This is a genomic window from Streptomyces sp. NPDC048420, from assembly GCF_040651535.1.
Classification (GTDB): Bacteria; Actinomycetota; Actinomycetes; order Streptomycetales; family Streptomycetaceae; genus Streptomyces.
The window spans coordinates 344,392-366,196 of sequence record NZ_JBEZKG010000010.1 but is presented as its reverse complement, the minus strand read 5'-3'; the positions used below and the strand labels follow the sequence as shown (position 1 = coordinate 366,196).

The 21,805-nt window shown below is 70.4% G+C and carries 18 protein-coding genes; 15 read left to right on the top strand and 3 right to left on the bottom strand.

The window, feature by feature from the left end; genetic code table 11:
• The first annotated feature begins 81 nt into the window (after positions 1–81).
• Genes gatC through gatB form a run of 4 tightly spaced genes read left to right on the top strand, consistent with a single transcriptional unit; the run spans position 82 to position 3,644 of the window.
• The gene (gene gatC / locus AB0D34_RS20925; RefSeq protein ID WP_007384860.1) at positions 82–378 is read left to right on the top strand and encodes an Asp-tRNA(Asn)/Glu-tRNA(Gln) amidotransferase subunit GatC; all 297 of its coding nucleotides are present in this window, start codon (positions 82–84) and stop codon (positions 376–378) included.
• A 6-nt stretch (positions 379–384) separates the two neighbouring features.
• Positions 385–1,878, top strand: coding sequence for an Asp-tRNA(Asn)/Glu-tRNA(Gln) amidotransferase subunit GatA (gene gatA, locus AB0D34_RS20920; protein ID WP_362663430.1), 1,494 nt, complete (start codon positions 385–387; stop codon positions 1,876–1,878).
• On the top strand, positions 1,875–2,114 hold the full coding sequence (locus AB0D34_RS20915; protein WP_031051298.1) for a hypothetical protein: 240 nt from the start codon (positions 1,875–1,877) through the stop codon (positions 2,112–2,114). Before gatA ends, AB0D34_RS20915 begins: the two co-directional genes overlap by 4 nt.
• 15 nt (positions 2,115–2,129) lie before the next feature.
• Positions 2,130–3,644, top strand: a complete 1,515-nt coding sequence (gene gatB, locus AB0D34_RS20910; RefSeq protein ID WP_362663428.1) for an Asp-tRNA(Asn)/Glu-tRNA(Gln) amidotransferase subunit GatB — start codon at positions 2,130–2,132, stop codon at positions 3,642–3,644.
• Positions 3,645–3,695: 51 nt separating this feature from the next.
• Here the strand turns inward: gatB and AB0D34_RS20905 are convergent, their stop codons facing one another.
• Positions 3,696–4,502, bottom strand: a complete 807-nt coding sequence (locus AB0D34_RS20905) for a methyltransferase domain-containing protein (protein ID WP_362663426.1) — start codon at positions 4,500–4,502, stop codon at positions 3,696–3,698.
• Between the two features lie 139 nt (positions 4,503–4,641).
• Here AB0D34_RS20905 and AB0D34_RS20900 point away from each other — a divergent pair, with 139 nt between their 5' ends.
• From AB0D34_RS20900 to AB0D34_RS20870, 7 genes are all read left to right on the top strand, one after another.
• Positions 4,642–4,947 (top strand): hypothetical protein, encoded by a 306-nt coding sequence (locus AB0D34_RS20900; RefSeq protein ID WP_362663424.1) that lies wholly within the window; start codon positions 4,642–4,644, stop codon positions 4,945–4,947.
• Between the two features lie 191 nt (positions 4,948–5,138).
• Positions 5,139–7,382 carry an MMPL family transporter gene (locus AB0D34_RS20895; protein WP_362663422.1) on the top strand — a complete coding sequence of 748 codons (2,244 nt, stop codon included), beginning with the start codon at positions 5,139–5,141 and terminating at the stop codon, positions 7,380–7,382.
• Complete coding sequence (locus tag AB0D34_RS20890; RefSeq protein WP_362663420.1) at positions 7,360–7,932, top strand: GNAT family protein; 573 nt, start codon at positions 7,360–7,362, stop codon at positions 7,930–7,932. The genes AB0D34_RS20895 and AB0D34_RS20890 overlap by 23 nt, the downstream gene beginning before the upstream one ends.
• Before the next feature lie 35 nt (positions 7,933–7,967).
• Positions 7,968–8,555, top strand: coding sequence for a hypothetical protein (locus AB0D34_RS20885; RefSeq protein ID WP_362663418.1), 588 nt, complete (start codon positions 7,968–7,970; stop codon positions 8,553–8,555).
• Between the two features lie 196 nt (positions 8,556–8,751).
• Positions 8,752–8,940 carry a hypothetical protein gene (locus AB0D34_RS20880; protein ID WP_362663416.1) on the top strand — a complete coding sequence of 63 codons (189 nt, stop codon included), beginning with the start codon at positions 8,752–8,754 and terminating at the stop codon, positions 8,938–8,940.
• A 140-nt stretch (positions 8,941–9,080) separates the two neighbouring features.
• Positions 9,081–12,140: an AAA family ATPase gene (locus AB0D34_RS20875; protein WP_362663520.1), complete on the top strand. Its 3,060-nt coding sequence runs from the start codon at positions 9,081–9,083 to the stop codon at positions 12,138–12,140.
• A 35-nt stretch (positions 12,141–12,175) separates the two neighbouring features.
• A complete protein-coding gene (locus AB0D34_RS20870) occupies positions 12,176–12,382 on the top strand; it encodes a DUF6191 domain-containing protein (RefSeq protein ID WP_362663414.1) in 207 nt (68 codons plus the stop codon).
• Here AB0D34_RS20870 and AB0D34_RS20865 read toward each other — a convergent pair.
• Both AB0D34_RS20865 and AB0D34_RS20860 read right to left on the bottom strand, forming a co-directional pair.
• Complete coding sequence (locus AB0D34_RS20865; RefSeq protein ID WP_362663412.1) at positions 12,375–13,559, bottom strand: PQQ-dependent sugar dehydrogenase; 1,185 nt, start codon at positions 13,557–13,559, stop codon at positions 12,375–12,377. The two genes, AB0D34_RS20870 and AB0D34_RS20865, sit on opposite strands and share 8 nt — an antisense overlap.
• Before the next feature lie 122 nt (positions 13,560–13,681).
• Positions 13,682–14,680 carry an aldo/keto reductase gene (locus AB0D34_RS20860; protein ID WP_362663410.1) on the bottom strand — a complete coding sequence of 333 codons (999 nt, stop codon included), beginning with the start codon at positions 14,678–14,680 and terminating at the stop codon, positions 13,682–13,684.
• Positions 14,681–14,754: 74 nt separating this feature from the next.
• On the opposite strand from AB0D34_RS20860, the gene AB0D34_RS20855 reads away from it, so the two are divergent.
• The 4 genes from AB0D34_RS20855 to ilvN all read left to right on the top strand — a co-directional run bounded on the left by AB0D34_RS20855 (position 14,755) and on the right by ilvN (position 21,737).
• Positions 14,755–15,717, top strand: a complete 963-nt coding sequence (locus AB0D34_RS20855; protein ID WP_362663408.1) for a 2-hydroxyacid dehydrogenase — start codon at positions 14,755–14,757, stop codon at positions 15,715–15,717.
• A 431-nt stretch (positions 15,718–16,148) separates the two neighbouring features.
• Complete coding sequence (locus AB0D34_RS20850) at positions 16,149–19,136, top strand: EAL domain-containing protein (protein WP_362663406.1); 2,988 nt, start codon at positions 16,149–16,151, stop codon at positions 19,134–19,136.
• Between the two features lie 207 nt (positions 19,137–19,343).
• The gene (locus tag AB0D34_RS20845) at positions 19,344–21,188 is read left to right on the top strand and encodes an acetolactate synthase large subunit (RefSeq protein WP_362663404.1); all 1,845 of its coding nucleotides are present in this window, start codon (positions 19,344–19,346) and stop codon (positions 21,186–21,188) included.
• A 21-nt stretch (positions 21,189–21,209) separates the two neighbouring features.
• Entirely contained in the window at positions 21,210–21,737 is a 528-nt protein-coding gene (gene ilvN / locus AB0D34_RS20840) for an acetolactate synthase small subunit (protein WP_257540274.1), read from the top strand.
• Positions 21,738–21,805: the final 68 nt, after the last annotated feature.

Genomic DNA, 21,805 nt, shown 5'->3' with positions numbered 1-21,805 from the left:
GGGAAACCGTTTAACGGCCATCCGGCCGTGACCCATAGGATTGGCCCCAAACCACACACACTCACCCCAGAGGATCGCTGCATGCCTGGCATCACGCGCGAGGAGGTCGCCCACCTCGCACGGCTGGCGCGTCTGGAGCTGAAGCCCGAAGAGCTCGAGCACTTCGCGGGACAGCTGGACGACATCATCGGCGCGGTCGCACGCGTCAGCGAGGTCGCCGACCAAGACGTACCGCCGACCTCGCACCCGCTCCCGCTGACGAACGTCATGCGGGCGGACGAGGTCCGTCCGTCGCTCACCCCCGAGCAGGCGCTCTCCGGCGCCCCGGCCCAGGAGCAGCAGCGTTTCAAGGTGCCGCAGATCCTGGGGGAGGACTAAGAAGTCATGACGGACATCATCAAGCTCACCGCCGCCGAGACCGCCGCGAAGATCGCCTCCGGCGAGCTCACCGCGGTCCAGGTCACCGAGGCCCACCTGGCCCGTATCGAGGCCGTCGACGAGAAGGTCCACGCCTTCCTGCACGTCGACCGCGAGGGCGCCCTCGCGCAGGCCCGCGCCGTCGACGAGAAGCGGGCCAAGGGCGACAAGCTCGGCCCGCTCGCCGGCGTCCCGCTCGCGCTGAAGGACATCTTCACCACCGAGGGCATCCCGACGACCGTCGGCTCCAAGATCCTCGAGGGCTGGATCCCGCCGTACGACGCGACCCTCACCAAGAAGCTGAAGGCCGCCGACGTCGTCATCCTCGGCAAGACCAACATGGACGAGTTCGCCATGGGGTCCTCCACCGAGAACAGCGCATACGGCCCGACCGGCAACCCCTGGGACCTCACCCGGATCCCCGGCGGCTCCGGCGGCGGTTCCTCCGCCGCGCTCGCCGCCCACATGGCGCCCCTCGCCATCGGCACCGACACCGGCGGCTCGATCCGCCAGCCGGCCGCCGTCACCGGCACGGTCGGTGTGAAGCCGACGTACGGAGCGGTCTCCCGCTACGGCATGGTGGCGTTCTCCAGCTCCCTCGACCAGGGCGGCCCCTGCGCCCGTACGGTCCTGGACGCGGCGCTCCTGCACGAGGTCATCGCCGGACACGACCCGCTGGACTCGACGTCGATCGACGCGCCGGTCCCGCCGGTCGTCGAGGCCGCCCGCAACGGCAGCGTGGCCGGCATGCGCGTCGGCGTGGTGAAGCAGTTCCGCGGCGAGGGCTACCAGGCCGGTGTCATCCAGCGCTTCGACGAGTCGGTCGCCCTCCTCAGGGAGCTGGGCGCCGAGATCGTCGAGCTGGACTGCCCGTCCTTCGACCTGGCGCTGTCGGCGTACTACCTGATCGCGCCCTCGGAGTGCTCGTCCAACCTCGCCCGCTTCGACGGCCTGCGCTACGGCCTGCGGACCGGCGACGACGGCTCGAACTCCGCCGAGGCCGTCACCTCGATCACCCGTGAGGCGGGCTTCGGCCCCGAGGTCAAGCGCCGCATCATGCTCGGCACGTACGCCCTGAGCTCCGGCTACTACGACGCGTACTACGGCTCCGCCCAGAAGGTCCGCACGCTCATCACGCGCGACTTCGAGAAGGCCTTCGAGCAGGTGGACGTCATCGTGTCTCCCACGACGCCCACCACCGCCTTCCCGATCGGCGAGCGCGCCGACGACCCGATGGCGATGTACCTGGCCGACCTGTGCACCATCCCGACCAACCTCGCGGGCAACTCGGCCATGTCGCTGCCCTGCGGTCTCGCGCCGGAGGACAACCTCCCGGTCGGACTGCAGATCATCGCCCCGGCCCTGAAGGACGACCGTCTTTACAAGGTCGGCGCCGCCGTCGAGGCCGCCTTCGTGGAAAGGTGGGGGCACCCGCTCCTGGAGGAGGCACCGTCGCTGTGAGCAAGCTGACCAAGGCGAAGGACTTCAAGAAGTCCAAGTCCGGTACGTACCTGTCCATCGCCACCACGGCGTTCGGCGCCATCGGTGTCGCCAAGCGGCTCAAGAAGGCGCGCGCCGAGAGCGACACGCTGGTTCTGATCGACGCCACCGTGGCCGCCGTCGCCGTCGTCACCGGCCTCGCCGTCCTGTACCGCGAGCTGAAGCGGCTGGGCGACGACGACGTCCTGCTGGGCTGAGAGGGAAATCAGACCGTGACCACCACGACCGACCTGGTGTCGTACGAGGACGCACTCGCGTCGTACGACCCCGTCATGGGCCTTGAGGTCCATGTCGAACTCGGCACCAAGACCAAGATGTTCTGCGGCTGTTCGACCGAACTCGGTCAGGACGCCAACACGCAGACCTGTCCCACCTGCCTCGGCCTGCCCGGCGCGCTCCCGGTCGTCAACGCGATCGGCATCGAGTCGGCCATCAAGATCGGTCTCGCGCTGAACTGCGAGATCGCCGAGTGGTGCCGCTTCGCCCGGAAGAACTACTTCTATCCGGACATGCCGAAGAACTTCCAGACCTCCCAGTACGACGAGCCGATCGCCTTCAACGGCTACCTCGACGTCCAGCTGGAGGACGGCGAGACCTTCCGTGTGGAGATCGAGCGCGCCCACATGGAGGAGGACACCGGCAAGTCGACCCACGTGGGCGGCGCGACGGGCCGCATCCACGGCGCCTCGCACTCGCTCCTCGACTACAACCGCGCCGGCATCCCGCTCATTGAGATCGTCACCAAGCCGATCGAGGGCGCGGGCGAGCGGGCTCCCGAGGTCGCCCGGGCGTACGTCCGTGAGCTGCGCGAGGTCATCAAGGCGCTCGGTGTGTCGGAAGCCCGCATGGAGATGGGGCAGATGCGCTGCGACGTGAACCTGTCGCTGCGCCCGAACGGCACCGAGAAGTTCGGCACGCGTTCCGAGACGAAGAACGTCAACTCGCTGCGGTCCGTGGAGCGCGCCGCCCGCTTCGAGATCCAGCGGCACGCGGCCGTGCTGTCGTCCGGCGGGACGATCATCCAGGAGACCCGGCACTTCCACGAGGACACGGGGTCCACGACCTCGGGCCGCGTGAAGGAGGAGGCCGAGGACTACCGGTACTTCCCCGAGCCGGACCTCGTTCCGGTGGCCCCCTCCCGTGAGTGGGTCGAGGAGCTCCGGGCCGGGCTGCCCGAGCTGCCGCTGGCCCGCCGCAACCGGCTCGTCGCCGAGTGGGGCATCACGGCCCTCGACATGCAGGCGATCCTCAACGCCGGCGCGCTCGACCCGATCGTCGCCACGATCGACGCCGGTGCCGACGCGGCCTCCGCCCGCAAGTGGTGGATGGGCGAACTCGCCCGCAGCGCCAACGAGTCCGGCACGGCGCTCGACGAACTGGCCATCACCCCGGCGCAGGTCGCCCGGGTCACCGAGCTCGTCTCCAAGGGCGACCTCAACGACAAGCTGGCCCGCCAGGTCATCGAAGGCGTCCTCGCGGGCGAAGGCACCCCGGACGAGGTCGTCGAGAAGCGCGGTCTGAAGGTCGTGTCGGACGACTCGGCGCTGGGCACCGCCGTCGACGAGGCCATCGCCGGCAACCCGGGCATCGCCGACAAGATCCGCTCCGGCAAGGTCGCCGCGGCCGGCGCCCTGGTCGGCGCGGTCATGAAGGCGACCCGCGGTCAGGCCGACGCGGCCCGCGTCAAGGAGCTGATCCTGGAGAAGCTGGGCGTCAGCGAAGGCTGAGCCAGAGCACGGAGTACGGCCCCGGAGGACATGTCCTCCGGGGCCGTACGGTTACTTACGGCGTCCTACGAGCCGTACGAAACCCAGCGCCCGGCCCTGGTCGGCGCGCACTGCCTCGCCCACCTGTCGGGCCATCGTGCGATGGAACTCCTCCGGGCTTTCCTCGGCGACGACCTCGCACCACAACAGCCAGTCCTTCCAGCCGTCCGGCTGCCAGTCGGCCGTCTCGACCTCGACGGCCCCGCTGCGGGTCCACTGGCGGCGCCACCAGTCGGTGGAGTGGAAGCACCACCAGTCGGGCGCCCAGTACTCCTTGAGATGTTCCGGCGGTTCGACGCCCTCGATCTCCTCCCGCACCGCCGGTACGACGATCCCGATCCGCCCGCCCGGCTTCAACAGCCTGGTCAGCGTGGGCAGATAGAGGTCGTTGGTGCCGAAGTACTGGTAGGCGTCGATGCTCACGATCGCGTCGAAGCTGCCCTCGGCGAACGGCAGATCGTGCGCCTCGGTGTGCACGGGCAGCACCCGGTCGGCGAAACCGGCCTCGGCGATGCGCTCGGCGTTCTCGTCGGGTTTGACCCACAGGTCGGCGGCGGTGACCTGGACGTCGTACTCCCTGGCCAGGAAGACCGAGGTCATCGCCCGGCCGCAGCCCAGGTCCAGCACGCGCGCGCAGGGGCGCAGGGTGTCCAGGCCCAGGGCGGGCGCGAGCCACTCCAGCAGCCACAGCGCGTTCGGGCCCATCTGGTTCTCGATGACCCAGCGGGCGTCGTAGCTGTTGCTGCGGGGGTAGCGGGCCTGGGTCAGCCGCTGGGTGAGGTCCTCATCCGAAGTCCTCTGGGTGATGTCGTCTGGCATCGGTGAACGGGCTCCTTGAGTCCGGAAACGCGGAAAGGGATACGGAGGAGCTCGGTCGGACGCTCAAACAACGCACCTGCTTCGGCTGGGGGCGGACAGGCCCGGGGATTCTCGGTGGGACACGCTACGCTCGCCCGCCATGAACGGTCCTGCGAATTCCAAGCCGTCCGACATACAGGAGGAGTACGACGACCAGGTGCTGGACGCCCGGCGGGCCCGCTGGACGGCATCCGGCACCGGCGCCCTGCTCGCTCTCGCCGGCCTGGCCGCGTCGGCGCTCCGGCTGAGCGGCCCCGCCCCCGCACTGGTCCCGGCCGCCTACGGTTTCGGCGCCACCGTCTGTGCGCTCGCGGCGCTCCTCGGCTCCCGCGGTCGCACCCGCAGAGCCCTGTGGCTGCTGATCGTGGGCGTGATGGTGATGGCGCTGGGCGACCAGTTCGACTGATGTGACAGAGTGACCGTTACTGTCCTGTGATCTGCCTCCCACTCTTGTGAATAACCGCACGATCGCCATAAACGATCACTTTTGCCTGCGAGAGTGGTCCACGCATTGCTCATGCGTTCTTTGCGGGCTGTTCACCTCATGAACGACTGTTCCCGGTCAAAGATCCACAATTCATCCCTGGGAGCAGCTTCGTGGCAGCCCTCGCGCGCTGGTGTGTCCGACAACGGCTCGTCGTCGTTCTCCTGTGGCTCCTCGCCCTGGGCGGAGTGAGCACGGCCGCAGCGCTCACGGGCTCCGCGTACTCCAACGACTACGAGGTCCCCGGTACCGAGTCCGGCCGCGCCACCGCACTGCTCCAGGAAGGCTTCCCGAACCTCGGCGGGGACACCGACACCGTCGTCTGGCACGTGACCTCGGGCTCGGTCCGGGACGCCGACGTCGAGCAGACGATGACCACGACCATGGACAGGATCGCGGACCTGCCCGGAGTGGCCGCCGTGGCCAGTCCGTACGACTCCGCGGGCGCCGGCCGGATCAGCGCTGACGGGCATACCGCGTACGCCACGGTGACCTTCGCCCACTCCGCCGAGGACATCGACGCGTCCGAGGCGAAGGCCGTGGTGGACACCGCCAAGGACGCCGAGGCCGACGGGCTCCAGGTGGAGCTGGGCGGCAGCGCCGTCGCCCTCACCGAGTCCTCGGGCGGACATCTCGCCGAGGTCGTCGGCGTGCTCGTCGCCGCCCTCGTGCTGTTCCTGGCCTTCGGCTCGCTCGCCGCCTCGCTGCTGCCCATCGCCACCGCACTGGTCGGCGTGGGCACCGCGTACGCCGGGATCGGGCTGCTCGGGCACGCCATGACCGTCGCCGACTTCGCGCCCATGCTCGGCATGCTGATCGGGCTCGGCGTCGGCATCGACTACGCGCTCTTCATCGTCACGCGGCACCGACGCGGGCTGAAACGTGGGCTGGCCGTCGCCGAGTCCATCGAGAACGCCGTCACCACCACCGGGCGCGCGGTCGTCTTCGCCGGTGCCACCGTTTGCATCGCCCTGCTGGGCATGCTGATCCTCCGGCTCGGCTTCCTCAACGGCGTCGCGATCGCCGCCTCCCTGACCGTCGTCCTCACGGTCGCGGCCTCCGTGACGCTGCTGCCCGCGCTGCTCTCCCTCATCGGCATGCGCGCCCTGAGCCGGCGCGAGCGCCGCCGCCTCGCCGAGCACGGGCCCGAGCCCGAACTCCCCACCGGGTTCGCCCACCGCTGGTCCGCCTTCGTGGAACGGCATCCCAAACTCCTCGGCGCCATCGCCCTGGTCGTCATCACCGTCCTTGCCCTGCCCACCCTGGGCCTGCGCCTCGGCACCTCCGACCAGGGCAACGACCCGAGCTCCTCGACCACCCGACAGGCCTATGACCTCCTGGCCGAGGGCTTCGGGCCCGGCGTCAACGGCCCGCTGACGCTGGTGACCCCGGTCGACGGTGCCGAGGACAAACTCCTGCTCGACAACCTCGACGCCACCATCCGCACCACCGAGGGCATCGCGTCCACCACTCCGGTCACCTACGACACCGGCGGTGACCTCGCCTACTTCACGATCGTCCCCGAGTCGGCCCCGCAGTCCCGGCAGACCAGTGACCTCGTCGACCGGCTGCGCACCGAGGTGCTGCCGCGCGCCGAGACCGGCACCTCCCTCGACATCCACGTCGGCGGGATGACGGCGTCGTACGACGACTTCGCGGACGTCATCGTGGGCAAGCTGCCCCTGTTCGTCGGTGTCGTCATCGGCTTGGGCTGTCTGCTGCTCCTGCTCGCCTTCCGCTCCGTCGGCATCCCGCTGAAGGCCGCCGCGATGAACGTCGCCGCCGTGGCCGCCGCCTTCGGTGTCGTCGTGGCGATCTTCCAGTGGGGCTGGGGGAGCGAGCTGCTCGGCCTTGGCCGTGCCGGGCCGATCGAACCCTTCCTGCCCGTGATCATGGTCTCGGTCCTCTTCGGGCTCTCCATGGACTACCAGGTCTTCCTGGTCAGCCGGATGTACGAGGAGTGGCTGGAGACCGGCGACAACCGGCGGGCCGTGCGCGTCGGCCTCGCCGAGACCAGCCGGGTGATCAACTCGGCTGCGGTCATCATGATCTCCGTCTTCCTCGCCTTCGTCCTCAGCGGCGACCGCGTGATCGCCATGTTCGGCATCGCACTCGCCGCCGCCGTCGCCCTCGACGCCTTCGTCCTGCGCACGCTCCTCGTCCCCGCCCTCATGCACCTCCTCGGCGGCGCCAACTGGTGGCTGCCGGACTGGCTGGACCGCCGGATGCCCCGCATCAGCATCGAGCCCCCCGAGTGCCGCGCCGCGCATGAGAGGCTCACCGATGTCGTGGAGCAGGACGTCGTGGAGCAGATGAAGAGGGAGCGGGACGAGGATGTACGCGATATCGCTGGGTGAGGACGCCGAGCTGCGGCCGCTGGAGCCTTGGCACGCGGAGGAGTTCTTCGCGCACCTGGAACGCGGCAGGGAGTTCATCAACCGGTTCATTCCCTTCGGGGAGACGGCCATCGACGTCCCCTCCGCGCGGGACATGCTCCAGCGATACGCCGACCTGCGCGCCGCCGACAACGCCTCCCTGCATGGGCTGTGGCTGGAAGGCAAGCTCGTCGGCGGGGTGCTCTTCCTGAACTTCGACGCGGAGAACGCCAACTGCGAGGTCGGCTGCTGGCTGGAACCCGCCGGCACCGGACGCGGCCTGGTCACGCGGGCGATGCGCGTGCTCCTCGACTTCGCGTTCGAGCAACGCGGCATGCACCGGGTGGAGTGGATCGCGGCCGTGGACAACCAGGCCAGCCTGAACGTGGCCCGGCGCCTGGGAATGACCAAGGAAGGCGTACGGCGGGCGAGCTATCCCCATCACGGGGTCCGGCTCGACCTCGAGGTGTGGTCGCTTCTCGCCCCCGAGTATCGTGCCGCAGACGCGCCTCCCGCTCACAACGATCATTAAGACGCCTCTCAGACAGGATCCGTACGGTGCCCGACATGGGAACGAAGACAGCTGACGAGACCGGTGCCGAGACGGGCACCGAGGCCACGACCGACGAGGAGAAGGTGAGCGTCGCCAAGACCGACGAGGTGACGGAGGCGGAGGCCGTCCCGGCCGACGAGACCGCTGCCGACGAGATCGACGACGAGGACGACCTGCCCGAGGCCGCCCAGGAGGACGGCCCCACCGGGGTCGGCCAGGGCGCGGGCGCCGTCGTCTCCGCCGCGCTCGGCCTCGTTTCGCTGACCGGCAGCTGGGTTGGCACCGTGGCGTCCGCGCGGCAGTCGCTCGTCGGCCAGCTGCACGCGCAGACGGCGCCGTCCTCCGACGTCTCCAAGCTTCTCGACGAGGGCTACGGCGACGCCTGGCACGCCACCGCGATGTGGGGCGGGATCTTCGCGCTGATCGCGCTGATCGTGGGTGTCGGCGTGCTGGTCCGGCCCGCTTTCGGCGCCCCCGGCAAGCCGCAGGCCGTGTGGATCAAGTCCGTCGCCTGGGGCGGCGTCGCGCTTGGTGTGGTCGGCCTGCTCCTGGCCGTCCTCAAGTACACCGACGTGCTGCTGGGGCTGCCCTCCGTCAGCTGAACAACCGCAGGTCACGAGGGGTCTTAGGGCATCCGTAGGTACCTTACGGAGCCCCTGAGGCCCCTCCTGCGCGTCTAAGGCCCCTCCGGGCCCCCAAGATGCGGAACCCTCCCGATGTGGCGGACCCCCCTCGGAGACGAAGGTAGAGGCATCGCAGAAAGCGAAGCCCGAAACCGACTCCGACAAGGACGACACCATGTACTCCGCATACGAGATCTCGCAGTACCGCTCCGCCGAACTCATCCGCCAGGCCGAACACGAGCGGCTCGTCCGTGAGACCCTGCGCGGCCGCCGTGCCGCCCGCCGTGAAGCCGCCGCACGCACCGCGGAGAGCGATTCGGATACCGGCCGCCCTTGGCGGCACCGGTTCCTCCGCACGGCGTGAGCGCCGGGGGCAGGGAGGACGGCCGTACGGCTCTGCCCGTCCCCGCGGTCACCACCGCGGCCGTCCTCCCGGCAACCGGGGCCCGTCGGGAAGCCGGGCCCGCCCCGAAAACGGGTGCCGTCCTGTCGGACCCGCGTGTCATGCTCGGGCCCGTGGAGACCAGGTCCGTCAGTCCCGTGTTCGTCGGCCGCGCCGAAGAGCTGAACAGCCTGAACGAAGCGCTCGCCCGTGCTGCCGCGGGCGAGCCTCAGGCGTTGCTGCTCGGCGGGGAGGCAGGCGTCGGCAAGACCCGGCTCGTCGAGGAGTTCGCCACCGCCGCCTGTCGGCAGGGCGCAGTCGTCGCCCTCGGTGGCTGCGTCGAGATCGGCGCCGACGGACTGCCCTTCGCGCCCTTCTCCACCGCCCTGCGCGCCCTGCGCCGCGCCCTGCCCGCCGAACTGGCCGCCGCGGCCGCGGGACAGGAGGAGGAACTGGCCCGGCTGCTGCCCGAGGTCGGCGAGGCGCTCCCCGTCCGGGGCGCCGGCCGGCACGACGAGGAGAGCCTGGCCCGTCTCTTCGAGCTCACCGCCCGCCTCCTGGAGCGAGTCGCCGCCGAGCGCACCGTGGTCGTCGCCCTGGAGGATCTCCACTGGGCCGACGCCTCCACCCGCCACCTGCTGGCCTACCTCTTCCGCACCCTGCGCACCGGCCGCCTGGTCCTCCTCGCCACCTACCGCGCCGACGACATCCACCGCCGCCACCCACTGCGCCCCCTGCTCGCCGAACTCGACCGCCTGCGCACGGTCCGCCGCATCGAACTCGGCCGCTTCAACCGGGACGAGGTCAGCCGCCAGATAGCCGGAATCCTCGCCACCGAACCGGACCCCGCCCAGGTCGACGACATCTTCGAACGCTCCGACGGCAACGCCTTCTTCGTCGAGGAACTCGCCGTCTGCGCCACCGAGGGCTGCGGCACCGGCCTCACCGACTCGCTGCGCGATCTGCTCCTGGTCCGCGTCGAGGGGCTGCCCGAAAGCACCCAGCGAGTCGCCCGGGTCGCCGCCGAGGGCGGCTCCACCGTGGAGTACCGGCTGCTCGCCGCTGTCACCCGGCTCACCGAGGACGACCTCATCGAGGCCCTGCGGGTCGCCGTGAACGCCAACATCCTCATCCCGGCGCCCGACGGCGACGGCTACCGCTTCCGGCACTCCCTGGTCCGCGAGGCCGTCGCCGACGACCTGCTGCCCGGCGAACGCTCCCGCCTCAACCGCCGCTACGCCGAAGCCCTGGAGGACGACCCCACGCTCGTCCCCGCCGACGAACGGGTCATGCGGCTGGCCAGTTACTGGTACCACGCCCATGACGCTGCCAAGGCCCTGCCCGCCGTCCTGGACGCCTCCGTCACCGCCCGCCGCCGGCACGCCTACGCCGAACAACTCAGGCTCCTGGAACGCGCGATGGAGCTGTGGGACACCGCCCCCGAGGACGTCCGGGCCGCCCTGCGCCCCGTCGACTACACCGAGGTCTACCCTCCCTGCGGCTGCGACCCCGCCACCACCCCGCTGCGCTACCTCGACCTGATGGCCGAGGCCGCCGTCGCAGGCCGGCTGGGCGGCGAACGCGAACGCGCCCTGAAGATCACCAAGCGGGCGCTGAACATCCTGGAGGACGACGGGGACCCACTGCGCAAGGCCTGGTTCTGGGTGCAGCGCTCTCATCTGATCCAGGCACAGGCCCGCGGAGACGGCTGGGCCGAACTCGCCACCGCCGAGGACCTGGTCCGCGGTCTGCCGCCGTCCGAGGTGCACGCCGAGGTCCTGGCCAACGTCGCCCACTGGTCCATGGTCCACGTCCCCGGCCCGGACGCCGTCTCGGCCGCCGAACGTGCCGTGGAGTACGCGCGCATGGTCGGCGCCCGCGAGACCGAGATGAACGCCCGCCTCACCTACGCGGGCCTCGTCGTCGAATCCGGCGGCGTCGAGACCGGACTCGCCGAGATGTTCGAGATCCTGCGCCAGACGCTCGACGACGGCCTCTCCACCGTCGCCAGCCGGGTCTACGTGAATCTCCCGAACGCCTTCGAAGCCATCGGGCGCTCCCGGGAAGCCGTGCCCCTCCTGGAGGCGGGACTCGACTACGCACGGAAGTTCGGCCTGTCCGACAAGGAGGCCTGGATCTGGGGCAACCTCGCCGAGTCCCTCTACTCGCTGGGCCGCTGGGACCAGGCAGCCGAAGCCGCCACCAAGGCCGAACTCGTCGGCCGCAGCGCCAAACCCCGCGGCTTCCACGCCGCGACCCGGGCTGCGCTCGCCCTCGCCCGCGGCAACCTGACCGAAGCAGCCGGCCAACTGGCCGCGGCACGCGGCTACTTCGGCACCCATGACCGGGCTCCGCAGCATGAACTCCCCCTCTCCGACATCACCATCGGCATCGCCGCCGGCGAAGGCCGTCTCCTGGACGCCCGCGCCGAACTCGAACGCGTCCTGGACGCCGGCTTCCCACCCGGCACCCAGCGCTATGTCTGGCCCCTGCTCCTCACCGCCGCCGGCATGGAGGCGGACGCCCTCGGCCTGCCCGTTGCCGAACAGGACCGGCCGAAGATCCTCGACCGCATCCGGGACGCCGCCAGGCCCCTCGCCACGAACGCGCCCGTCTGGCTGGCCCACGAACGCTGGGTCCGCGCCGAACTGCTGCGCGCCGAGACCAGGGCCACCCCCGACGACTGGTACGAGGTCGTCGCCGCCTTCGAGCCCCTGGAACGCCCCTACGACCTCGCTCGCGTCCGCCACCGGCTCGCCCAGGCCCTGCTCTCGGCACCCGGCGGCGCCGAGCAGCCGGACCGGGACCGGGCCACCGAACTCCTGCGCCTCGCGCATGCCGCCGCCGATCATCTCGGCGCCCGGCCCCTCGCCGACGCGGTCACCCTGTTGGCCCAGCGCGCCCGCCTCACCCTGACCACGGCACCCGCACCCGACCGGGACGACCCGGTCCGCTCCCTCGGCCTCACGGGTCGCGAACGCGACGTGCTGCGTCTGGTCGCCCTCGGCCGCACCAACCGCCAGATCGCCGAGGAACTCTTCATCTCCCCGAAGACGGCCAGCGTCCATGTCTCGAACATCCTTGCCAAGCTCTGCGTCTCCGGCAGGGGAGAGGCGGCGGCGGTGGCCCATCGCCTGGGGCTGTTCCCGGCGGAGGCTCTCCACGCGCCCGTCACGGACTGAGGCGTACGGTGTGGGAGACCGGCAGGGGAGGCCGCATGTTCAACATGTTCGAAGAACTGTTCGCACCCGGCCGTAAACACACCCACGACGAGCAGAACCGGCTGGAGCTGACTCGCGAGGACGTCGGCGACGGCGACCCAGGACGCGGACCGATAGACCTCACGTCCGGGAAGGTCGTCGTCCGACTGCCCAGGCCGGGCGAGGACACGGGCGAGGACGAGCAGGAGCGTCCGGCTAGCTGACCTGTATCTCCAGGATCTTGTCGTCGCCCTCCTTGGGGTCGCCTCGGCCGTCGGTATTGCTGGTGACGAGCCACAGCTTGTCGCCGCCCGCGGAGACCACCGTGCGCAGCCGGCCGTACTCGCCGTTCAGGAAGGCCTGCGGGTCGGCGGAGGCCTCCGTGCCCTTCAACGGGATGCGCCACAGGCGCTGGCCCTTCAGTCCAGCCATCCAGATGGAGCCCTCGGCGTAGGCGGTGCCGCTGGGGGAGGCGTCGTCGGTGTGCCACTGGTCTATCGGGTTCTGGAACTTCTTGTCGCCGGACTTGCCCTCGGCGTCCGGCCAGCCGTAGTTGCCGCCGGGCTTGATCGCGTTCAGTTCGTCCCAGGTGTCCTGGCCGAACTCCGAGGCGAACAGCCGCTGTTTGGAGTCCCAGGCGAGACCCTGCACATTGCGGTGGCCGTAGGAGTACACGGGGGAGTCCGGGAACGGGTTGCCCGAGGCCGGGTCGCCCTCCGGGGTCATGCGAAGGATCTTGCCGCCGAGGGACTTGGTGTCCTGGGACAGGCCGGTGTTGCCGCTCTCGCCCGTGCCCGCGTAGAGCATGCCGTCCGGGCCGAACGAGATCCGGCCGCCGTTGTGGATGTAGCCCTTCGGGATGCCCTTGAACACGGTGTCGGGGGCGCCCAACTGCTCGCCGGAGGTTTTCTGCTCGTCGTAGACCATCCGCACGATGCGGTTGTCCGAGGCCGAGGTGAAGTAGGCGTAGACCATGTGGTCGGACGCGTAGTCCGGGGACAGGGCGATGCCCAGGAGGCCGCCCTCACCGGCCGCGGAGACCCCGGACACCTGGCCCAGCTCCGTCTTCTTCCCGCTCTTCCCGTCGACCCGGATGATCGTGCCGTCGTCCCGCGAGGAGACCAGCAGGTCGCCGTCGGGAAGCGGGGCGAGGCCCCACGGGGTCCTGAGATCCTCGGCGACCGTGCGCAGCACCTTCACCGAGCCCTTCGCCGGTGGGGTCGCCTCGGCAGCCTGCTGGGTGGGGGAGGACCCCGAGGCCGTACTGCTCGACGAAGCGCCGTCACCGCCGCCCGGCGAATCACTCCCGCCACCGCCTCCGCCGTCGGAGGAGCAGCCGGCCGTCAGCAGGAGCGTGGTCGCGGCCAGCACGGCCGTCACAGCTCGACGATGCACGATCATGGTCCCTTCGAAGCGGCGGGTTCTACCTGTCATACACCGCTCGTGCCTCACAGGTTCCCGATCTTCCGGACCCGATGCGTGGAGGGGCGGTGGAGTGAGGGGTGCCGCGGGGGAACGACCCGTCAGTCCCACGAGCCCTGGGCCGTCGGTAGCTCCGCCACCTCGGTGAGGTCCTGCTCGGTCAGTCGTAGCGTGGCCGCCGCCGCGTTCTCCGTCACCCATCGCTCCTGTTTGGTGCCCGGGACCGGGACCACGTGGTCGCCCTGTGCCAGCACCCAGGCCAGCGCCACCTGGGCCGGGGTGACCTCCTCGCCGTATCGGGACGCGATGCGCCGCAGGCCGGAGACGATGGGCTGGTTCGCGGCCGTCATCTCGGCGGTGAAGCGGGGGTGGCGGGCGCGGACGTCGTCCGGTTCGAAGCCCTCGCCGGGGGTGAGGGTGCCGGTCAGGAAGCCGTTGCCCAGCGGCATCGCCGCGAGGAAACCGATGCCGCGCGCCGCGCACCACGGCAGCAGCGTCCCCAGCGCCTCCGGCGACCACACCGACAGCTCCGCCTCCACCGCGCTCACCGGGAAGACCTGCTGGACCCGCCGCAACTGCCGGATCGTCGCGTCGTACAGCCGGGTCCCGGAGCGTCGGCCGCCCCGCGCCCCCATCGCGCACAGCCCCAACGACCGTACTTTTCCGGCCTGTACGAGCTCCGCCATCGCCCCCCAGGTCTCCTCGACCGGGACCTCGGGGTCCTCGCGGTGCAGTTGGTAGAGGTCGATCACATCGGTCTGGAGGCGCCGAAGCGAGGCGTCGCAGGCCCGTTTCACATAGCCGGGGCGGCCGTTGGCCACGATGTGCTGCTCGCCCACCAGCAGACCGACCTTGGTGGACACGAACGCGTCCTCGCGCCGCTCCTTCAACGCCCGCCCCAGCAACAGCTCGTTGGTGAACGGGCCGTACATGTCGGCCGTGTCCAGCAGCGTCGAGCCCAGATCGAGCGCCCGGTGCACGGCCCTGAGCGACTCGTCGCCCCGCTGCCGCGACCCGCTGTAGGCCCAGCTCATCGGCATGCACCCGAGTCCGACGGCTCCCACCGCGAGCGCCGCCGCGCCGATCGTCCTGCGCTCCACCTGCTCGTGACCCTCCCTCTTCCGGCCCCCAACCTAACCTCTGGGCTCTCAGACGCCTGACATAGCCTCCTTGCATGACTGCTGACGTGTGGCTTCCCATCCCGCCGGACGAGATCGCGGGGCTCCCCGAAGGGCCCGACTATCTGTTCTGGGACGGGGGTGACGACGGCGACCAGGAGTACCCCGGTGACCCGGCGGACTGTGCCGTCTACGTCGTGCCGTACATGAAGCGGCAGCCGGTGAAGGTCCGGCCGCTGCCGCACATGACCGGCCTCCGTCTCGTCCAGACGCTCACGGCCGGTGTCGACGACGTCCTGCCGCGGCTGTCCGACATCGTGCCGGGTGTGCTGCTGTGCAACGCGCGCGGTGTGCACGAGGCCAGCACCGCCGAACTCGCCCTCACCCTGACCCTCGCCTCGCTGCGTGGGATCCCCGAGTTCGTCCGCGCCCAGCAACAGGAGTCCTGGCAGGGCACGTTCCACCCGGCGCTCGCCGACAAGAACGTCCTCGTCGTCGGCTACGGCTCGATCGGGGCGGCCATCGAGGACCGGCTCGTTCCGTTCGAGGTCGCGCGGGTGGCGCGCGTCGCGCGCTCCGCGCGCACCACGGAGCGCGGGCCCGTGCACGCGTTCACCGAACTGCCCGCCCTGCTCCCGGAGGCGGACGTCGTCATCCTGTCCACACCGCTGAACGACACCACCCGCGGCCTGGTGAACGCCGACTTCCTCGCCCGCATGAAGGACGGCGCCCTCCTGGTGAACGTCGCCCGCGGCCCCGTCGTCGACACCAAGGCACTGCTCGCCGAACTGGAGACCGGCCGCATCACCGCGGCCCTCGACGTCACCGATCCCGAACCACTGCCCCACGGGCACCCGTTGTGGCAGGCGCCGGGCGTGCTCATCAGTCCTCATGTCGGGGGACCCACCTCCGCGTTCCTGCCGCGCGCCAAGCGGCTGCTGGTGGATCAGCTGACCCGTTTCGTGAACCAGGAGCCGTTGCGCAACGTGATTCTCACGACGGGCGCAACCAGCGCGTGACCCTCAGGGAGCGCGCTGTCGGGCGCGGGCGCGCAACAGGCGTGTAATCCGTTTCCGGTACCCTCCGCAACCTTTCGGACGCGGTCCGTGCCCACAACCCCCCTTGACGTCACGGAGCGTAGAGGGACTATGTCCCTGAGTGACGAGACTGGTGTATCGTCCCGACAGGGGCTGCGCCGCGCACCGTTCGGCGCCGGGGATCGACATTGCAGACTGTGAGGGGGGCGACGGGCGATGCACGGCCTATGGGCGAGCGATCCGACGCGGCGGGGCCGCCGACGGCGACCCTGGCACACAGCCGCGCGCAGACGCGGTCACCACACCGGTCACGGCGGCCACCACAGCCATCACCAGCGCAGGCACAGCAGCCGCAGGAGGCATGCGCACCCGGACCCCCGGGACCCCGGAGCGGCTCGGACCGGGCGGGCCCGGTGAGCTCGCCCCCGTCTCCCACGACCACCCTCGACGGAGCACTGCGGGCCCGCCCCGCGCCGGGGGCGCCGCCCTCCCGGCCGCCGGCCTCCCGTGGCGGGTCGAGCCTGGTCCGCCAACTCCTCCTCGCCCTGGTGTGCGCCGGATACGCCATGGGTTCCGCGCTCGGCTGGGGCTCGCACGAAGCCGCCCTGATCATGGGCGACTTCGGGCTGAGCGCCGCGGCCGGCACCGCCGCCGTGTCCTGCTTCTTCTACGCCCGCACCCGCCGGGTCCGCTTTCGACCCGCCTGGCTGCTCTTCGGGCTCTCCTCGACGATGGCGTCCGCCGGCAACCTCATCTGGGGGTGGTACGAGGTCGTCCTGGGCCGGGACGTACCCAACCCCAGCTACGCCGACCTGTTCTTCCTCTGTTTCGCGCCACCGGCCATCGTGGGTCTCCTGGTCCTCGCCAAGCGCCCGGTGACGAAGGCAGGCTGGGTCTGCCTCAGCCTCGACGCCTGGCTGATCGGCGGCTCGCTGCTCACGCTCTCGTGGAGCCTCGCCCTCGCCCAGGCGGCGAAGTCCGAGGGGCCGAGCGTCGCGCACACCGCGCTGTCGCTGGCGTACCCGCTGCTGGACATCGCCCTCGTCAGCATGGTCCTCGCGCTGCACTTCCGGCGCTCGGCGGTCAACCGCACCGCGGTGAACACCGCGATCGGCGCGCTCGCCCTGACCGTGATGTGCGACGCCCTGTTCACCTCGCCGCTGCTCCACAACAGCTACCGCTCGGGCCAGTTGCTGGACGCGGGCTGGTTCGCCGGTTCCCTGCTCCTCGCCTACGCCCCCTGGGCAACACCCCGGCACCCCGAGGGTGTCCGGCAGCACCCGGCCGGGCACACGCGTGTGGTGCACGAGCACCTGCCCAGGTCGCGCGCCGGGGGCCAGCACCACGCCCCGGCGCAGGGCGGCGACCACGGTCGGTATCCGGCCACCCGTCCCATCACCGGGTCGCTGGCCGCCCTCACGCCGTACCTCGCCGCCGCCGTCTGCACCCTGGGGATCCTCTACAACGTCCTCAACGGCCGCAGCGTGGACCGCGTGGTGCTGCTCACCGGCGGCACCGTCGTGCTCGCCCTCGTGGTGCGCCAGGGGATCATGCTGCTCGACAACATCACCCTCACCCAGGAACTCGCGCAGAAGGAGAACCACTTCCGCTCCCTGGTGCAGGGCTCCAGCGACGTCATCATGATCGCCGCACCCAACGGCATCCTCCGGTACGTCTCCCCGGCCGCGGGCGGGGTCTACGGCCGCTCCGCCGAGGAACTCGTGGGCACGGAACTGGCCGGTCTCATCCACCCGGAGGACCTGGGCTGCGTGGTGCACGAGGTGCGCCGCTTCCTCGCCGCCAGCCCTCTCGAAGAACCCACCACCCGCATCGAGTGCCGCTTCCGGTCCGGCGACGGCGGCTGGCTGAACGTCGAGTCCACCGTCAACCGCCACCAGGACGGACTCATCTTCAACAGCCGGGACGTGACCGAAAGAGTGCGCCTGCAGGCGCAGCTCCAGCACAACGCCGAGCACGACCCGCTGACCGACCTGCCCAACCGCGCCCTGTTCACCCGGCGCGTCCAGCAGGCCCTGTCCGGCCGCCGTTCCTCAGACCGCGGCACGGCCGTCCTCTTCATCGACCTGGACGGCTTCAAGGCCGTCAACGACACGATCGGGCACCAGGCCGGGGACGAGCTGCTCGTCCAGGCCGCCCGCAGACTGCAGGACGCGGTGCGGTACGGGGACACCGCCTCCCGGCTCGGCGGGGACGAGTTCGCCGCCCTGATCGTCGGGGACGGCACCCGCGACCGCACCGCCCGCGAGGGCCACATCCTGGAGCTCGCCGACCGCCTCAGGATCACGCTCTCGCAGCCCTACCTCATCGACGGCAACGATGTCCGGGTCGCCGCCTCCATCGGCGTCGCCTTCGCCGAACCGGGCCTCGGAGCGGGCGAGATCCTGCGCAACGCGGACCTCGCGATGTACCGCGCCAAGGCGGGCGGCAAGGGCCGGGTCGAGCTGTACGCACCCCAGATGCAGCAGGACGTCGTACGGAAGGCGGAGCTGGCCACGCGCCTGCGTGCCGCGTTGCACGACGGCGAGTTCGCCCTGTTGCACCAGCCCGTGGTGTCCCTGGAGGACGGCCGGATCACGTCGGTGACCGCACAGGCCCGATGGCGGTCCTCGCAAGGGGTGCTGTTCACGCCCGCCGAGTTCCTGCGGGTGGCCGAGGACAGCGACCGGACTCAGGAGCTGGGCCGCTGGATCCTGGAGGAGGCCGTGGAGCAGGCGGCAGAGCGGGCCGCGAACGGGCTGACCGTACCCGTGGCGGTCCGGATGAACGCCCAGCGGCTGCTGGACCGCTCACTGCCCCTGGGCTCCGTCGAGGCGCTGCTGACCCGGCACGGGCTGCCGTCGGGCTCCCTGGTCATCGAGCTCTCCGACGCCGACCCACGGGTCTCCCTGGACGAACTGGAGCGCCGGCTGACCGCGATCCGGCGCGTCGGTGTCCGGATCGCCCTGGACGGCTTCGGCAGCGGTTACGCGGCGATCACCGCGCTGCGCAGACTCCCCGTCGACGTGCTGAAGCTCGACCGCAGTCTGGTCGAGGGCGTCGTGGAGTCCGCCAGGCTGCACAAGATCACCAGCGGGCTGCTCAGAATCGCCGGAGACCTCGGGCTCCAGTCCGTGGCCGACGGGGTGGACCTTCCCGAGCAGGTGGTCGCCCTGCGCGCGATGGGCTGCACCCATGGACAGGGCATGGCGTTCTCGGGACCGCTCGACGAGTACCGGCTGCGCCGGGCCCTGGCCTCGGGGCACTACCCGGTGCCGCACGGCCCGGCGGAGCCTGCGTTCGCCGGGGGCGGTTCGGGGGTGTACACCGGAAGCATGACTGCCGTACTCGGTGGTGGGACGACCCTCCGCTCACATAATGAGACCCCTGTCCCACCCACTTGACAGTGAGTGCGTGCCGGGGGGAGGGTCAGTCTCATGCGCACCCGAATTCTCGTACTTGGAAAGCGCGTCGGCTGACGCTGAGCCACAGACCGCTCAGCGATCCCCACCCGGCGCGCTCCCCTCGCTTGCCTTATGGCACGAGGGGTTTTTTGTTGCCCAGCCTCCCCACCCCAGCTTCACACCCTCAGCATCGAGAAGAGAATGACGATGACCGAGCAGGCCACCGGGGCCCATCCGCAGCCGCGGCCCCGATCCGGAGGACAGCAGTCCGCCCCCGAGCACGTCACGGGCGCGCAGTCCCTCATCCGCTCTCTCGAGGAGGTCGGCGCCGAGACGGTATTCGGTATCCCCGGCGGTGCCATCCTTCCGGCCTACGACCCGCTGATGGACTCCACCCGGGTGCGGCATGTCCTGGTCCGTCATGAGCAGGGCGCGGGGCACGCGGCCACCGGTTACGCGCAGGCCACCGGCAAGGTCGGCGTCTGCATGGCGACCTCCGGCCCCGGTGCCACCAACCTGGTCACCCCGATCGCGGACGCCCACATGGACTCGGTGCCGCTCGTGGCGATCACCGGCCAGGTGGCCTCCAAGGCGATCGGCACGGACGCCTTCCAGGAGGCGGACATCGTCGGCATCACCATGCCGATCACCAAGCACAACTTCCTCGTCACCAAGGCCGAGGACATCCCGCGGGTCATCGCGCAGGCCTTCCACATCGCCTCCACCGGACGTCCGGGCCCGGTCCTGGTCGACATCGCCAAGGATGCCCTGCAGGCGAAGACGACGTTCTCCTGGCCGCCGGTCATGGACCTGCCCGGCTACCGCCCGGTGACCAAGCCGCACGCCAAGCAGATCCGCGAGGGCGCCAAGCTGATCACCCAGGCGAAGCGGCCCGTCCTCTACGTCGGCGGCGGTGTCATCAAGTCCGGCGCCACCGCCGAGCTGAAGGTCCTCGCAGAACTCACCGGAGCCCCCGTCACCACCACCCTGATGGGGCTCGGCGCATTCCCCGACAGCCACCCGCTGCACGTGGGAATGCCGGGCATGCACGGTTCGGTCACCGCCGTCACCGCGCTGCAGAAGGCCGACCTGATCGTCGCCCTCGGTACCCGTTTCGACGACCGCGTCACCGGCAAGCTGGACAGCTTTGCCCCGCACGCCAAGATCGTCCACGCCGACATCGACCCGGCCGAGATCGGCAAGAACCGCGCCGCCGACGTGCCGATCGTCGGGGACGCCCGCGAGGTCATCGCCGACCTGATCCAGGCCGTCCAGAAGGAGCACAGCGAGGGCCACCAGGGCGACTACAGCGCCTGGTGGAAGGACCTGAACCGCTGGCGCGAGACCTACCCGCTCGGCTACGACCTGCCCGCCGACGGCTCGCTCTCCCCGCAGCAGGTCATCGAGCGGATCGGGCAGCTCGCCCCCGAGGGCACGATCTTCGCCGCGGGCGTCGGCCAGCACCAGATGTGGTCCGCGCACTTCATCCAGTACGAGAAGCCCGCCACCTGGCTGAACTCCGGCGGCGCCGGAACCATGGGCTACGCGGTCCCGGCCGCGATGGGCGCCAAGGCCGGAGCACCGGGCAACACCGTCTGGGCGATCGACGGCGACGGCTGCTTCCAGATGACCAACCAGGAGCTCACCACCTGCGCTCTGAACAACATCCCGATCAAGGTCGCCATCATCAACAACGGCGCCCTCGGGATGGTCCGCCAGTGGCAGACCCTCTTCTACAACCAGCGCTACTCCAACACCGTGCTGCACAGCGGTCCGGAGGACATCAACCCGGACGCGAAGGGCACGCGCGTGCCGGACTTCGTGAAGCTGTCCGAGGCGATGGGCTGCGTCGGCCTGCGCTGTGAGCGCCCGGAGGACCTGGACAAGGTCATCGCGGAGGCGAACTCCATCAACGACCGTCCCGTCGTCGTCGACTTCATCGTCCACGAGGACGCGATGGTCTGGCCGATGGTCGCCGCCGGCACCTCCAACGACGAGATCATGGCCGCCCGGGACGTCCGCCCCGACTTCGGCGACAACGAAGACGACTGAGAGCCGTAAAGGAAGCAGATCATGTCCAAGCACACGCTCTCCGTCCTGGTGGAGAACACCCCGGGCATCCTGGCCCGGATCGCCGCCCTCTTCTCCCGCCGCGGCTTCAACATCGACTCGCTCGCGGTCGGTGTCACCGAGCACCCCGAGATCTCCCGCATCACCATCGTGGTCAACGTGATCGAGGAACTGCCCCTCGAACAGGTGACCAAGCAGCTCAACAAGCTCGTCAACGTGCTGAAGATCGTCGAGCTGGAACCCGGCTCGGCCGTTCAGCGCGAACTCGTTCTGGTGAAGGTGCGCGCCGACAACGAGACGCGCTCCCAGATCGTCGAGATCGTCCAGCTGTTCCGCGCCAAGACCGTCGACGTCTCCCCGGAGGCCGTCACCATCGAGGCCACCGGGAGCAGCGACAAGCTGTCCGCCATGCTGAAGATGCTGGAGCCCTTCGGCATCAAGGAGCTGGTCCAGTCCGGCACGATCGCGATCGGCCGCGGCGCCCGTTCGATCACGGACCGCTCGCTGCGCGCCCTCGACCGCAGCGCGTAAAGCTGTAGTGGTGTGCGGGCGGTCGTAGGCCGCCCGTATACCGAGACCCCGAAACTTCATCTCAGCCC